Annotated in this window: 17 protein-coding genes and 1 pseudogene; 12 read left to right on the plus strand and 6 right to left on the minus strand. The window is 62.7% G+C overall.

Annotated elements, in window-relative coordinates:
• The first annotated feature begins 3 nt into the window (after positions 1-3).
• From efp to NKH02_RS10490, 5 genes are all read left to right on the plus strand, one after another.
• Positions 4-570 carry an elongation factor P gene (gene efp / locus NKH02_RS10470; RefSeq protein WP_013529127.1) on the plus strand — a complete coding sequence of 189 codons (567 nt, stop codon included), beginning with the start codon at positions 4-6 and terminating at the stop codon, positions 568-570.
• A 24-nt stretch (positions 571-594) separates the two neighbouring features.
• Positions 595-1,395, plus strand: a complete 801-nt coding sequence (locus NKH02_RS10475) for an inositol monophosphatase family protein (protein WP_352878447.1) — start codon at positions 595-597, stop codon at positions 1,393-1,395.
• 120 nt (positions 1,396-1,515) lie between these two features.
• Positions 1,516-2,202: a PAQR family membrane homeostasis protein TrhA gene (trhA, locus tag NKH02_RS10480; RefSeq protein ID WP_352864912.1), complete on the plus strand. Its 687-nt coding sequence runs from the start codon at positions 1,516-1,518 to the stop codon at positions 2,200-2,202.
• A gap of 107 nt (positions 2,203-2,309) precedes the next feature.
• The gene (locus NKH02_RS10485; protein ID WP_352864914.1) at positions 2,310-3,335 is read left to right on the plus strand and encodes a MotA/TolQ/ExbB proton channel family protein; all 1,026 of its coding nucleotides are present in this window, start codon (positions 2,310-2,312) and stop codon (positions 3,333-3,335) included.
• 1 nt (position 3,336) lies between these two features.
• On the plus strand, positions 3,337-4,368 hold the full coding sequence (locus tag NKH02_RS10490) for a peptidoglycan -binding protein (RefSeq protein WP_352864916.1): 1,032 nt from the start codon (positions 3,337-3,339) through the stop codon (positions 4,366-4,368).
• Between the two features lie 124 nt (positions 4,369-4,492).
• Here the strand turns inward: NKH02_RS10490 and NKH02_RS10495 are convergent, their stop codons facing one another.
• Entirely contained in the window at positions 4,493-4,846 is a 354-nt protein-coding gene (locus NKH02_RS10495) for a DUF1304 domain-containing protein (protein ID WP_352878450.1), read from the minus strand.
• A gap of 141 nt (positions 4,847-4,987) precedes the next feature.
• On the opposite strand from NKH02_RS10495, the gene NKH02_RS10500 reads away from it, so the two are divergent.
• Complete coding sequence (locus tag NKH02_RS10500; protein ID WP_352878453.1) at positions 4,988-6,475, plus strand: carboxypeptidase M32; 1,488 nt, start codon at positions 4,988-4,990, stop codon at positions 6,473-6,475.
• 35 nt (positions 6,476-6,510) lie between these two features.
• Here the strand turns inward: NKH02_RS10500 and NKH02_RS10505 are convergent, their stop codons facing one another.
• Positions 6,511-8,310 carry an ABC transporter transmembrane domain-containing protein gene (locus NKH02_RS10505; RefSeq protein ID WP_352878456.1) on the minus strand — a complete coding sequence of 600 codons (1,800 nt, stop codon included), beginning with the start codon at positions 8,308-8,310 and terminating at the stop codon, positions 6,511-6,513.
• A 206-nt stretch (positions 8,311-8,516) separates the two neighbouring features.
• Here NKH02_RS10505 and rpmE point away from each other — a divergent pair, with 206 nt between their 5' ends.
• Positions 8,517-8,738 (plus strand): 50S ribosomal protein L31, encoded by a 222-nt coding sequence (gene rpmE, locus NKH02_RS10510; RefSeq protein WP_023800009.1) that lies wholly within the window; start codon positions 8,517-8,519, stop codon positions 8,736-8,738.
• 84 nt (positions 8,739-8,822) lie between these two features.
• Complete coding sequence (locus NKH02_RS10515) at positions 8,823-9,338, plus strand: hypothetical protein (RefSeq protein WP_352878458.1); 516 nt, start codon at positions 8,823-8,825, stop codon at positions 9,336-9,338.
• A 9-nt stretch (positions 9,339-9,347) separates the two neighbouring features.
• Here the strand turns inward: NKH02_RS10515 and NKH02_RS10520 are convergent, their stop codons facing one another.
• Positions 9,348-9,989: a TetR/AcrR family transcriptional regulator gene (locus NKH02_RS10520; protein ID WP_352878460.1), complete on the minus strand. Its 642-nt coding sequence runs from the start codon at positions 9,987-9,989 to the stop codon at positions 9,348-9,350.
• A 115-nt stretch (positions 9,990-10,104) separates the two neighbouring features.
• Between NKH02_RS10520 and NKH02_RS10525 the strand changes: the two genes are divergently transcribed.
• Together NKH02_RS10525 and NKH02_RS10530 are read left to right on the plus strand one after the other, a co-directional pair.
• Positions 10,105-10,584: an anthrone oxygenase family protein gene (locus NKH02_RS10525; RefSeq protein WP_352653871.1), complete on the plus strand. Its 480-nt coding sequence runs from the start codon at positions 10,105-10,107 to the stop codon at positions 10,582-10,584.
• Between the two features lie 80 nt (positions 10,585-10,664).
• A complete protein-coding gene (locus NKH02_RS10530; RefSeq protein ID WP_352654227.1) occupies positions 10,665-10,814 on the plus strand; it encodes a glycine zipper domain-containing protein in 150 nt (49 codons plus the stop codon).
• A gap of 18 nt (positions 10,815-10,832) precedes the next feature.
• Here the strand turns inward: NKH02_RS10530 and NKH02_RS10535 are convergent, their stop codons facing one another.
• The 3 genes from NKH02_RS10535 to NKH02_RS10545 form a co-directional block, all read right to left on the minus strand.
• Complete coding sequence (locus tag NKH02_RS10535; protein ID WP_352653869.1) at positions 10,833-11,129, minus strand: Rdx family protein; 297 nt, start codon at positions 11,127-11,129, stop codon at positions 10,833-10,835.
• 60 nt (positions 11,130-11,189) lie between these two features.
• Positions 11,190-11,939, minus strand: coding sequence for a YebC/PmpR family DNA-binding transcriptional regulator (locus tag NKH02_RS10540; RefSeq protein WP_352631991.1), 750 nt, complete (start codon positions 11,937-11,939; stop codon positions 11,190-11,192).
• A 213-nt stretch (positions 11,940-12,152) separates the two neighbouring features.
• Positions 12,153-12,476, minus strand: a complete 324-nt coding sequence (locus tag NKH02_RS10545; RefSeq protein ID WP_352878465.1) for an ArsR/SmtB family transcription factor — start codon at positions 12,474-12,476, stop codon at positions 12,153-12,155.
• 52 nt (positions 12,477-12,528) lie between these two features.
• Here NKH02_RS10545 and NKH02_RS10550 point away from each other — a divergent pair, with 52 nt between their 5' ends.
• Both NKH02_RS10550 and NKH02_RS10555 read left to right on the plus strand, forming a co-directional pair.
• Positions 12,529-13,011 carry an SRPBCC domain-containing protein gene (locus NKH02_RS10550; RefSeq protein ID WP_352878468.1) on the plus strand — a complete coding sequence of 161 codons (483 nt, stop codon included), beginning with the start codon at positions 12,529-12,531 and terminating at the stop codon, positions 13,009-13,011.
• A 65-nt stretch (positions 13,012-13,076) separates the two neighbouring features.
• Positions 13,077-13,518 (plus strand): annotated as a pseudogene (locus tag NKH02_RS10555) (SRPBCC family protein); the annotation flags it as partial.
• Positions 13,519-13,598 lie beyond the last annotated feature (80 nt).

Below are 13,598 nucleotides of genomic sequence, written 5' to 3' on the forward strand. Positions count from 1 at the left end.
ATCATGGCCAAGATCAATGGCAACGAAATCCGTCCCGGCTATGTCATCGAGCATGATGGCGGCCTTTGGGTGGCGGTCAGGACCAACACCGTCAAGCCCGGCAAGGGCGGCGCCTACAACCAGGTCGAACTGAAGAACCTCATCAACGGCACCAAGCTCAACGAGCGCTTCCGCTCGGCCGAGACGGTCGAACAGATCCGGCTCGACCTGAAGGATTTTTCCTTTCTCTACGCGCAGGAAGACGCGCTGGTGTTCATGGACACCCAGAGCTACGAGCAGCTCGAATTGAACAAGGACTTCGTCGGCGATCGCGCCGCCTTCCTGCAGGACGGCATGATGGTGACGGTTCAGCTCTACGAAGAGAGGCCGATCGGCATTTCGCTGCCCGACTATGTGACGCTGACCATCACCGAGGCCGACCCGGTGGTGAAGGGTCAGACGGCGGCTTCGTCCTACAAGCCCGCGATCCTGGAAAACGGCATCCGCGTGCTGGTGCCGCCATTCATCGGCGCCGGCGAGCGCATCATCGTCGACACCAACGAAATCACTTACGTGCGCCGCGCGGACTGACACGCAGCAGCAGGAAGAACCACTATGGCACGCTCAGCCCTCCTTAACGTCATGGTCCAGGCAGCAATGAAAGCCGGCCGCTCGCTATCGCGCGACTTCGGCGAGGTGCAGAACCTGCAGGTCTCGATGAAAGGCCCCGGCGATTACGTCAGCCAAGCCGATCGCAAGGCCGAGGACATCCTCTTTGCCGAGCTGTCCAAGGCACGGCCGGGCTATTCGTTCCTGATGGAAGAGCGCGGCGCGGTCGAGGGTGACGACGGCCAGCATCGCTGGATCGTCGATCCGCTCGACGGCACCACCAATTTCCTGCACGGCATCCCGCTCTTTGCCGTTTCGATCGCGTTGGAACGCCAGGGGCAGATCGTTGCCGGCGTCATCTACAACCCGGCGATGGACGAGCTCTACACCTGCGAACGCGGCGGCGGCGCCTTCATGAACGACCGCCGCTTGCGCGTCGCCGGACGCATCAAACTGGTCGACACGGTGATCGGCTGCGGCATGCCGCATCTCGGCCGTGGTCATCACGGCAATTTCCTCGTCGAGCTGCGCAATGTCATGGCCGAAGTCTCCGGCGTCCGCCGCATGGGCTCCGCATCGCTCGATCTTGCCTATATCGCCGCCGGCCGCATGGACGGGTTCTGGGAAACGGGCCTGTCCCCCTGGGATATCGCCGCCGGGCTGCTTTTGATCCGCGAGGCGGGCGGCTTCGTCTCCGACATGGATGGCGGCCAGGACATGCTCGACAACGGCTCGGTTGTCGCCGGCAACGAGATCATCCAGCGAGCCCTGCTGAAGGCCGTGAAGAAGCCGCTCTCCTCTCGTTGACAGGCAGCCGCGTTGAAGGCATGCCGCGCTGAAGCGCCGCAGTCGTAAATCCGCAAACAAGACTTGAAATACTGCCCGGCGAGCGTCCAAATTGGAGCGCTCGGCGCAGGAAACCCGGCAGTGAACGACATCAATCCCACCCCCGACATCCCATTCATCGGACGCTGGCACTATTCGCGCGCCGAGATGATCGCTGACGGCATCGTCCACGCGGTCGGTATCGTGCTGGCGATATCGGTCGGTTCGGCATTGCTGGCGCTGTCGGCCTTTCGTGTCGGGCCGGGCGAATACATTGCCGCCGCCTTCTATGTGGTCTCGCTGCTTACCGTGCTGTCGGTGTCGATGACTTACAATCTGTGGCCAGTGTCGTCGCCGGCGAAATGGGTCTTGCGGCGTTTCGATCACGCCGCGATCTATCTGCTGATCGCCGCGACCTACACGCCTTTCCTGGCCCAGCTCGAAGGCTCGCCGTTGGCGCGCTGGATGATAGTCCTGGTCTGGACCGCGGCGGTGCTGGGCATTGCCGTCAAGGTGTTTTTTCCCGGCCGTTTCGACCGGCTGGCCATCGGCTTCTATCTCGCCATCGGCTGGAGCGGCATCATCCTGGTCAAGCCGCTTGTCCAGACGCTGCCGACGACGTCGATCGCCCTCATCGTCGCCGGCGGCATCGTCTACTCCTGCGGCGTCGTCTTCTTCGCCTGGAAGGGGCTGCGTTTCCACAATGCGCTGTGGCACGGTTTCGTCGTCACCGGCGCCGGCCTGCATCTGGCCGCCATGGTCGACTGTCTGGTCATCAATCGGCTCTGACACAGCCGTCGACGCGGCAATCTTGCCAAGCGCCATTCAATTTGGTCACAATTCCGTTTAGAGTCGCGGTTTACGTGATCGGCGGCGGCATCGGAAACGGGGCACGGATGGCTTTTCTCAAATCCTTCGGCATGGGCAGACGCTCTGACGTCCTGATCTACGACCCGCACAAACTCTCAAGCCCGCAGGTCTTCCTGCTGACCATGATGATCTTCCTGGTCATCGTCGCCTTCATCGCAGCCATCCTGACCCGGCAGATCTCGACCGCCTTTGGCAGCAATCCCGGCCTCAACGGGCTGATCGTGGGCGTGCTGGTGGTCGGCATCCTCTTGGCCTTCGCCCAAGTCGGACGGCTGTTTCGCGAAGTTCGGTGGGTCAACTCCTTCCGGGCCGGCTCTGAGACCACCGAACCGGTGCTGCTGGCGCCAATGAAGGCGATGATCGGCCGCTCCTCGGCGACGGCTTTCTCGACCAGTTCGATGCGCACCATGCTCGATTCCATCGCCACACGCCTCGACGAAAGCCGCGACACCTCGCGCTACCTCGTCGGCCTGCTGGTGTTCCTCGGCCTGCTCGGCACCTTCTGGGGCCTTTTGAACACCATCGGCTCGATCCGCGAGACGATTGAATCGCTCGATCCGGGCACGGGTGACGCCGCGGCGGTGCTCGATTCGCTGAAGCAAGGGCTGTCCGCGCCGCTGGCCGGCATGGGCACGGCCTTCTCGTCCTCGCTGTTCGGCCTGTCCGGCTCCCTGGTGCTCGGCTTCCTCGACCTGCAGGCCGGCCGTGCCCAGACGCGCTTCTACACCGAACTGGAAAACTGGCTGTCCTCGGTTACGGACCTGTCGTCCGACATCGTCGTCGCCGACCCGGCCAAGACCGAATCCTCGGACGAGATCCGGGTCCTGTCGGAAAGACTGCGCAGCATGCAGGAGAATGGCGGCGGCTCAAATCCGCGCGTCGCCACCGCCATGGCCAATCTCGCCGACGGCATTTCCGGCCTGGTCAAGAACATGCGCTCGGAACAGCAGATCATGCGCGACTGGGTCGAGGCCCAGTCCGACGAGCAGAAGGCGATGCGCAACACGCTGGAAAAGATCGCCGACGCCCTGAAGAAGCCAGGGGTGCATTGACGTGGCACTTGCCAGGGGCCGGCGCACCGATCGCCGCATCGACTATTGGCCGGGCTTCGTCGACGCGCTGTCGACGCTGCTGCTGGCCATCATGTTCCTGCTCACCGTCTTCGTTCTGGCGCAGTTCCTGCTCGGCCGCGAACTCTCAGGCAAGGATACGGCGCTCACGCGCCTCAACTCGCAGATCAACGAATTGACCCAGCTTCTGGCGCTGGAGCGCTCGTCAACGCAGGACAAGGATGACTCGCTGGCCAATCTGCAGGCGTCGCTGTCGGCGGCTGAAGCGGAAAAGAGCCGGCTCGAACAATTGCTGGCGCAAGGTGCGGGTGCCGGCGACGCCGCCAACCAGCGCGCCGCGGCGCTGGGCGGCGAACTGGACAACCAGCGCCAGATCAGTCAGCAGGCGCTGAGCCAGGTCGAGATCCTCAACCAGCAGATCGCGGCTTTGCGCAAGCAGATCGGCGCGCTCGAGGATGCGCTCAACGTCTCCGAAACCCGTGACCGCGATTCCAACACCAAGATAGCCGATCTCGGCCGCCGCCTGAACGTCGCACTGGCGCAGCGCGTGCAGGAATTGAACCGCTACCGCTCCGATTTCTTCGGCCGTTTGCGCGAAATCCTCGCCGACCGCGAGAACATCCGCATCGTCGGCGACCGCTTCGTCTTCCAGTCGGAAGTGTTGTTCCCGACCGGCTCCGAGGTAATCAACGATGCCGGCAAGGTCGAGATGAAGAAGCTCGCCGACGCCATCATCGAGCTGCAGAAGGAAATCCCTCCCGAGATCAACTGGGTGCTGCGCGTCGACGGCCATACCGACAACAAGCCGCTTTCCGGCACCGGCCGCTACCGCGACAACTGGGAGCTGTCGACGGCGCGTTCGACCTCGGTGGTAAAATTCCTGATCGAGAATGGCGTGCCGGCCAACCGGCTCGTCGCCGCCGGTTTCGGCGAGTTCCAGCCGCTCGATCCCGCCGACACCGAAGAGGCGCGCAACAAGAACCGGCGCATTGAACTGAAGCTCACCGAACGTTGATCCATCATCACGGCGGCAACTACCCGAACGGCTGAGGCCACAGCGCCTGAAACGGTCCAAGAGGAAGGGGCCGCCTGATGCCCTCGGGGGCCAATCCCGCGGGCTTTTTTACCAGCCCAGCTTCCTACCAGCCAAACCAGACCGCGATCAGGGCAACTACCGCCGGCACGGTCTGGATGAACAGGATCTTGCGGCCGACCGTTGCCGCGCCATAGAGGCCGGCAATGGTTACGCACAACAGGAAGAAAACCTTGACCTGGAGACCGGCCGCACCGAGGTAAAGTCCCCAGATCAGGCCGGCTGCGAGGAAACCATTGTAGAGCCCCTGATTGGCGGCGAGCACCTTGGAGGCGCTGGCGAATTCGGGTGTCAGATTGAAAACCTTGCGTCCGCGCGGCGTGTCCCACAGCACCATTTCGAGGTAGACGATGTAGACATGGATCAAGGCCACCAGTCCCACCAGGATGTTGCCGATCATGTTGTTCCCACTCAATTGTTGCCGGCAGCATTTCACGCATGACCGCACCCGCGCAAGATGCGTCCCCCGTACAGTGCCTGAGGGTTGCAAACGTCTTTGCGTTGGTATCTTTTCGCGCCGTCCTCAATCACGGAAGTCGCCATGTCCTTTCAGAAACTCGATGATCTCGGCCACAAGCTCGAAGCGCTCGAGCATGCGCTGGCCATCCTCGGTGCCGACGAGGCCACCCACATGGCTGTCGGCGGTGGTGAGAAGCGCGCCGAGGCGATGTCGGCACTGGCCGGCATGTATCACACCAGGGCAACGGCGCCAGAGATAGCGGACTGGATCGCCGCGGCCGAAGGCGAGGCGCTTGGTGAGGAGCAACGTGCCGCTGTCGCGGAATTGCGGCGGCAATACACCAATCTGACCTGCCTGCCGGTCGAATTCGTCGAACGCCAGACGACCGCGCGCATGCGTTGCGAGCAGCTGTGGCGCGACTTGCGCGCCAAGAACGACTGGGCGGGCTTCCAGCCGGCGCTGGAGGGCGTGGTGACGCTGGTGCGCGAGGAGGCGGCGCTGCGTGCCGACGTGCTCGGCCTCGCCCCCTATGACGCGCTGATGGAGCAATACGATCCCGGCAACCGCACCGCCGACATCACGCCTGTGTTCGCCGATCTGAAGGCTTTCCTGAAAAGCTTTGTGCCGGAGGCGCTGGCGATCCAGGAAACGCGGCTGCGTAAGCGCCCGTTGAAGCCGCTGTCGGGCACCTATGCGATCGACCGGCAGCGCGAGCTCGGCCTCGCCATGATGGCGGCGGTCGGCTTCGACCTGACACACGGGTCGCTATCGGTGTCGCACCATCCTTTCTGCGGCGGCGTGCCGAGCGACGTGCGCATCACCACCCGCTACAAGACGTCTGATTTCCTGTCGGCGCTGATGGGCGTGCTGCACGAGACCGGCCATGCGCTCTACGAACAGAACCTGCCGAAGGCATGGTCGCACTGGCCGCTCGGCAAGGCGCGCGGCATGGCCGTGCATGAAAGCCAGAGCCTGTTCGTCGAAAAGCAGCTCGGCCGCAACCCGGCCTTCTGGCGCTGGGCGCTGCCGGTGATCGAAAAGCATCTCGGCGAAGCCTGGTCGCTCGACGATATCCTGCCGCATGTGCATCGCGTCGAGCGCGGCCTGATCCGTGTCGATGCCGACGAGGTGACCTATCCCCTGCATGTCATCCTGCGCTACGAACTGGAACAGGACCTCGTCTCGGGCCGGCTGGAGGTGGCCGACCTGCCCGAAGCCTGGGACGCCAAGATGCGCGACTATCTTGGTCTCTCCACCATCGACAACCCCGCCGACGGGCCTATGCAGGACGTGCATTGGCCGGGCGCCGCCTTCGGCTACTTCCCCTCCTATACGCTGGGCGCGATGATGGCGGCGCAGCAATGGGCGGCGCTGACGCGGGAACATCCTTTAGCCGACGAGGATCTTGCCAAAGGTAATTTCGAGGCGATCAACGACTGGCGCCGCCAAAAAATCTGGTCGCAGGGATCATGCTGGTCGACGCCGGACCTGCTCGAACGCGCCACCGGCGAAAAGCTCAACGCCACCTATTTCGTGAACCATCTGAAGCAGCGCTATGGAGCCGCGTAGGGCGGCCGCCACTTCAAGATTGCAGACAGCTTGAACTACTCCGCCGCCCCCTTGAAGGCGCTGGCGCCGGTTTCGAACTGCAGCTTGGCCAAGCGCGCATAAATGCCGCCCTTGGCGACCAGGCTCTGATGCGTGCCTTCCTCGACGATCGAGCCACCATCCATGACCAGGATCCTGTCGGCCTTCAACACGGTTGCCAGCCGGTGGGCGATGACGATGGTGGTGCGGCCCTGCATCAGGCGCTCCAGCGCCATCTGCACCAGCGTCTCGCTTTCGGCGTCTAGCGCCGAGGTGGCTTCGTCGAGCAGCAGGATCGGCGCGTCGCGCAGGATGGCGCGGGCGATCGCCACCCGCTGGCGCTGGCCGCCGGACAGCGTCACGCCGCGTTCGCCGACCTGGCTGTCATAGCCTTTTTCCAGCCTGAGGATGAATTCGTCGGCCAGCGCGTCCTTCGCCGCCGTGTCGATCTCGGCCTTGTTGGCGCCCGGCCGGCCGAAGCCGATATTGTCGCGCGCGGTGGCGGCGAAGATGGTGACGTCCTGCGGCACGATGGCGATGCGCTGGCGGACCGAAACGGGATCGGCCTCGCGCACGTCGATGCCATCGATCAGGATCTTGCCTGTTTCGGGATCGTAGAAGCGCAGGATCAGCGAAAACACCGTGCTCTTGCCGGCCCCTGACGGCCCAACGATCGCCACCGTTTCCCCGGGCATGACCTGAAAGCTCAAACCGTGCACGGCGGCGCGGTCGGGCCGTGCCGGGTAGGAGAAGGAGACATTGTCGAAGACTATCTCGCCTTTTGCGACCGCGGGCAGTGACTTCGGATCTGCCGGAGCATGGATCGCCGGTTTCTCGGCCAGGATCTCGGTCAGCCGTTCGGCGGCACCCGCCGCTTGCGCAAGCTCGCCCCACACCTCCGACAGCGCGCCCAGCGCGCCGGCGGCGAACACCGAATAGAGCAGGAACTGACCGAGCGTGCCCGGCGTTATCGAGCCTTCGAGCACGTCGCGCGAGCCGAACCACAGCACCGCCACGACCGACGAGAAGATGGTGAAAATGGCAAAGAAAGTGAGGAAGGAGCGCGCGAAGATCGAGGCGCGCGCCGCCTCGAAAGCGGCTTCCACCGCGGCGGAGAAATGGCCGGTGACCAGCTTCTCGTTGGTGAAGGCCTGCAGCGTGCGCACCGCGCCGATCTGTTCGCTCGCATAGGCTGTGGCATCGGCCAGCGTATCCTGCGCCTGTCGGGACTTGCGTCGCACCGAACGGCCGAAGGCGACCAGCGGCAGCACGATGACGGGAATGACGGCAATGACGAGGCCGGACAGTTTCGGGCTGGTGATTACCATCATCCCCACCGCGCCGAGGCCAAGGATGACGTTGCGCAGCGCGACCGAGGCCGTCGCCCCGACCGCCGACTTGACCTGCGTCGTGTCGGCGGCGAGCCGCGACACGATCTCGCCCGACTGGGCGGTATCGAAGAAGGAAGGGGACAGCGTCGTCACATGAGCAAAGACATCACGGCGGATGTCGGCGACGACGCGTTCGCCGAGCGTGATGACGAAATAGTAGCGGCCGGCCGATGCCGCCGCCAGCAGCGCGGCCATCGCCACCAGCGCGGCGAAATATTCGGCGATGAAAATGGTGTTGGCCGACGAGAATCCATGATCAATCATGCGCCGTACCGCCAGCGGCAGTGCCAGGGTCGTTGTCGCGGCGATGACCAGTGAGATGATGGCGCCGATGACCAGCGTGCGATAGTGCGTGATGTACGGAAACAGGCGCCCGAGCGGCTTGAGCGAGCGCCGGCGCTCGTCTGCGCTGCTGATTTGCGCCATCCCAGTGTTTCCTCTAGCCGCCCTTGAGGCATGCGCTTCAATATGCGCTTGCCGCGGCCTTGTGATTCAATTCCGGCTGATGTATAGGCTCGCCGACCGTTTTAGAAGCCGTGGCTCCTCAATAGCTGCGGCTTCGAGTTTTAAAAAGGGGCGCATCGACGCAGGCTTATGCCCGTCAGCAGCGCCGGCAAGCCAGGAACCGAACCATGAAGACCGACATTCATCCCGATTACCACACCATCAAGGTCGTCATGACCGACGGCACCGAATACACGACCCGTTCGACCTGGGGCAAGGAAGGCGATACGATGAACCTCGATATCGACCCGACCACCCACCCGGCCTGGACCGGCGGCCAGCAGACCTTGCTCGACCGCGGCGGCCGCCTGTCGAAGTTCAAGAAGCGTTTCGAAGGTTTCGGCCTCTAAGGGCGAACACCTATCGCAGATCGAAAACCCGCCCTGGTGGCGGGTTTTTTGTTGACCTCAAATGACCGTGGCGGAACGCAATTGGTGACCGAGGGCAATATGTCTTTTCTCGACGATGAACGATGGTCTGGCCTTCGAGGTGGATACAAGGTTATCTACGATCCACGACCGGCCTTGCGAGCTTTGGCCCTTCGCTACGATGACAGGTCGGTTTGGGACGACCTCTGGAATGAATTGCATCATCAGGGAGATGTCGGAGACGCGTCTTACGCGGCGGTCGTTGAAATCGTTCGCATCTCCGAAGGCCAAGCTCCGGCTTACTGGGGGGCCTATGGTCTGGCCGCAACCATCGAAGAAGCGCGTCTGCTCTACGATCGGAATCCGCCGGTTCCTCGTTGGATCGAACCGCATTACCAGGCAGCGTGGCGAACACTTGTGCATTTGGCATTGCTGGATCTGGCAACTGCCACCGATGATGTGACGGTGAATTGCGCGTTGGCTGTCGTCGCGCTCTATCGGGGCCAGTTCAACCTCGGCCGCATGGCGATGTGCGCAGAGGATGAGCGCGCGGAAATGCTGAGGGACTATTTCGGCCGCTAACGCGAGGCTCTACTCGGCCAGCAACTCCCTGAGCGCCATGCGCTTGTAGGTGGCAACCAGCCTGTCGCCCTCATCTCGCCCGACCGAGATCGCCAGCCGCATGGCGGCTTCACCCATCTGCCAGACCAGCAACGCCGTCGTTTCCAGCGCCACCGGATCGGCCGCCGGTCGCAGCCGTTTCAGCACCGCGGATAGAAATTCCGCATTGGCCCGGCTGTCGGCGAGCTCGAGCTGGCGCAGCGCCTTGTCGGCCTGTGTACCCGACCAGATATCGCGCATCACCGGCTCAGCCAGGAACAGCCGGTAATAGATATCGACCAGCTCCGAAAACGCTTGGCTCAGTCCTTCGGCGTCGCTGACATCAGCCAGTGCGGCTGAGATGCAGGCCTGGCTCTCGGCGGTGTAGCGCTCGGCCAGGGCCCAGATGATCGCCCGCTTATCCGGAAAGAACTGATAGAGCGAACCGATCGACACCCCTGCCCGTTCCGCCACCTCACCCATGCGCATGGCGTCGCTGCCCTGCTCGGCAATCAGCGTCGAAGCGGCGGCCAGCATGCGCCCGACCCGCTCGCGGCTGCGCTGCTGGCTCGGCGCCCGGCGCGGCGAAGCGACCTGCTCCTGAGGGGAAAATCGCGCGGCCGTGTCTTCCATGGCTAACTCCAGTGCCGGAAAAATCGCTTGACTTGGAAAATACGAGGGTTTATCACGTTTTGCAAATGTGAGGATTAGTCACATTTTAATACAGAAGGCATCTGGAGCAACTGACATGATCGCGAAACTTCTTCCCACCCTGATCTTCATTGCCGCAATCGGCTCGGGCGTCGTCAGCGGCGTCTTCTTCGCCTTTTCCAGCTTCGTCATGCCGGGCCTCGCCCGCATGCCCGCCGCTGGCGGCATCGCCGCGATGAATTCGATCAACGTGACGGCCGTGACGCCGCTGTTCATGACCGCCCTGTTCGGCACGGCGCTTATCTGCGTCCTTGTCGCCATCGGCGCTGTGATGGGCTGGAGCCAGCCGGGTTCGCTCTGGCTGGTTGCCGGCAGCCTGGTCTATCTCATCGGCATCGTGGTGGTGACGATGGTCTTCAACGTCCCGCTCAACGATGCACTTGCCGCCGTCGATCCGGCAAGCGCCGGCGGCACAAGCCTGTGGTCGCGATACCTCAATGAATGGGTGATGTGGAACCATGTCCGCACCATCAGCGGCATAGCCGCGCTGGCATCCTTCTGGTTCGCCGCGCGTTGACGGCAATGGGCGGAGCCACCGGTGACCGACCGCGTGGTCTCCGCACCAGAAATTCACGGCGATCGTTTGGGAGATGCGTTTTGAAGGATCAATACTCGAATATGGCCTTCGGCATGGCCATCGGAGTTGGTGTCGGCGCGGCGATCGGCGCCGCTCTGGATGATCTGCCAATCGGCATCGCTATGGGCATTGCCATAGGCGCCGCCTTCGGGGCGTTGCGACGCAAGTGACGGCTGCGCCGGCGATCTTCAGGCCTTTGTTTTTCGATCCGAATGACCGAGATCGCGATCCGGGTCGATGACATCGCGGACCAGTTGCTTGAGCTTGGCCGCGTCCGGAAAGCCTCCATCGCGCTTGCGATCCCAGACCAGCACCTCATTGCAGGAAATGGTGAAGATGCCGCCGGTACCGGGCACCAGCGTCACTTCGCCGAGATCCGCGCCGAAGGTCGACAGCAGCTCCTGCGCCATCCAGCCGGCACGCAGCAGCCACTGGCACTGCGTGCAATAGGTGATGCGGATGGCGGGAAGCGCTTTTTCGCTCATATCAGACTAAGCTCCGCTTATGTCTCAGGCTGAGCTCGCTCATGCCGGGCTGAGTTCCGCTCATGCCGCGCTGAGCTTGGCCATGGTCTCGTCATCGACTTCGAAGTTGGCGTAGACGCTCTGCACGTCGTCGTCATCCTCGAGCGTGGCGACCAGCTTCATCAGCGATTGTGCCCGCTCCTCGTCGACCGGAACATTGTTCTGCGGCCGCCAGATCGGCTTCACCGATTCAGCCTCGCCGAGCGCGCCTTCCAGCGCCTTCGACACTTCGCCGAGATTTTCGAAGGCGCAATAGATGGTGTGGCCTTCTTCATCGGACTCCACATCGTCGGCACCGGCTTCGATCGCCGCATCCATGATCTTGTCAGGGCTGCCGGCCGATGCCGGATAGTAGATCTCGCCGGCACGGTCCCACATGAACGACACCGAGCCGGTTTCGCCCATCGCGCCGCCAGCCTTGGTGAAGGCGGCGCGCACATTCGAGGCCGAACGGTTGCGGTTGTCGGTCAGCGCCTCGACGATGACGGCGACGCCACCTGGGCCATAGCCCTCATAGCGCACGGCTTCGTAGTTCTCGGCGTCGCCCATCGAAGCCTTGTTGACGGCGCGCTGGATGTTGTCCTTCGGCATCGACACCGCCTTGGCGTTCTGGATCGCCAGGCGCAGGCGCGGGTTCATCGACGGATCGGGCGTCCCGCTCTTGGCGGCAACGGTGATTTCGCGCGCCAGCTTGGAAAACATTTTCGACCGCACCGCATCCTGGCGGCCCTTGCGGTGCATGATGTTCTTGAACTGTGAATGGCCAGCCATGGCACCCCTGTCGTCTTCTCGGCTAGAGCATCCCGAAGCGAGGTGATCTCACCTCATCTTCCGCAATGCTCGAATTCAAAATTTCAGAGCGTCCCAGGTGCAACTCGTGGAAGCACGGCGTTCTCTGTCGGAATGGCCGGCTTATAGATAAATCGGCTCAATTCGTCCAGCCACAGGGCGTATGGGACGCACGACATAGTCTGCCGCGGTTGCTCACGCCTCCAGATCCGACTTCAGCCGGTCGATGATGCTGAGTGCATGGCCGGCATACTGGCTGATCCAGCGATCGTGGATCTGCTTGATTGGCAGCGCGTTGAGATGGTTCCAGCGCTCGCGTCCCACGCGCCGCGCGACGATCAGGTCGGCCTCCTCCAGCACCTTGAGATGCAGCATCACCGTGCAGCGGTCGATATCGGGAAACGCATCGCACAGCATGCCGGTGGTTTTCGGCATGTTCTTCAGCTGGTCCAGCATTTCGCGCCGGCGCGGATGCGCCAGCGCCTTGAAAACATTGTCATCTTGCGATCGGCTTGACATGTTATGTTTCTATAACATATTCTTGAGCCGATCAAGGGAAGGAGTTGTGGATATGTCACTTGGATTCAGTGTTTCCGGACGCATCGGCAAACCGGTCGCCGAAGTCTTCGACGCGGTCGTCAATCCAAAGAAGCTCAGCGGCTATTTCACCACCATCGGCGGTGCCAGCGGCCCGCTGGAAGCCGGTGCCGGCGTCGTCTGGTGGGGCAAGGTGCCGGTCGAGGTCGATGAAGTGGTCAAGGACAGCCGCATCGTGCTGCGCTGGGATGCCACCGATGCCGACGGCAAGCCCGCCTACAAGACCCGCGTCGAGATGAATTTCGAGCCGCTCGACGATGGCGGCACCTTCGTCACCATCGCCGAGAGCGGCTGGCAGGAAGGTGCTGCCGGCCTGAAGAAGTCCTACCTCAACTGCGAAGGCTGGTCGCAGATGCTGGCCTGCATGAAAGCCTATGTCGAATACGGCATCAATCTGCGCGACGGCTACTACCGCAGCGAGATGAAGGGCGAACCCGCCAACGAGACCAATATCTGAGCGACCCCATACCTAGACCTGACGAAAGTAGCGCCATGAGCGCCAAGCTCGAAAGGGAGCATCCAATGGAGATCCGCGAAACCCCAACCGCCGAAGCCGGCATGCTGATCCGGCGACCTGTCGCCGAAGTGTTCGAGGCCATCGTCGATCCGGCCATCACCACGAAATTCTGGTTCACCCACGGCAGCGGCCGGCTGGATAGTGGCAAGGAAGTCCGCTGGGAGTGGCGCATGTACGGCGTCTCGACGACGGTCACTGTCAGCGAGATCGTCGCGAACGAAAAGATCGTCATGCGGTGGAGCGATCCGCCGACCACGGTGGTCTGGACCTTCACGGAAATGCCAGGCGACGCGACCTTTCTGGAGGTTCGCAATTTCGGCTTCGCCGGCAACGGCGATCAGCAAGTAAAAAGAAGCCGTCGATTCAACCGGCGGCTTCACCCTCGTGCTGGCGGGCGCAAAGGCGTGGCTGGAGCAAGGCCTGACGCTAGCCCGAATATCTCACAGAGTTGAGGTGCATCGGGGCTCCGAATCAGGGAAAATGCTTCTGCGACAAAGACTTACCCTAGGCAGAGGTGTTCCCCGATG

The sequence above is a fragment of the Mesorhizobium sp. M1396 genome, assembly GCF_040317725.1.
Taxonomy (GTDB): Bacteria; Pseudomonadota; Alphaproteobacteria; order Rhizobiales; family Rhizobiaceae; genus Mesorhizobium.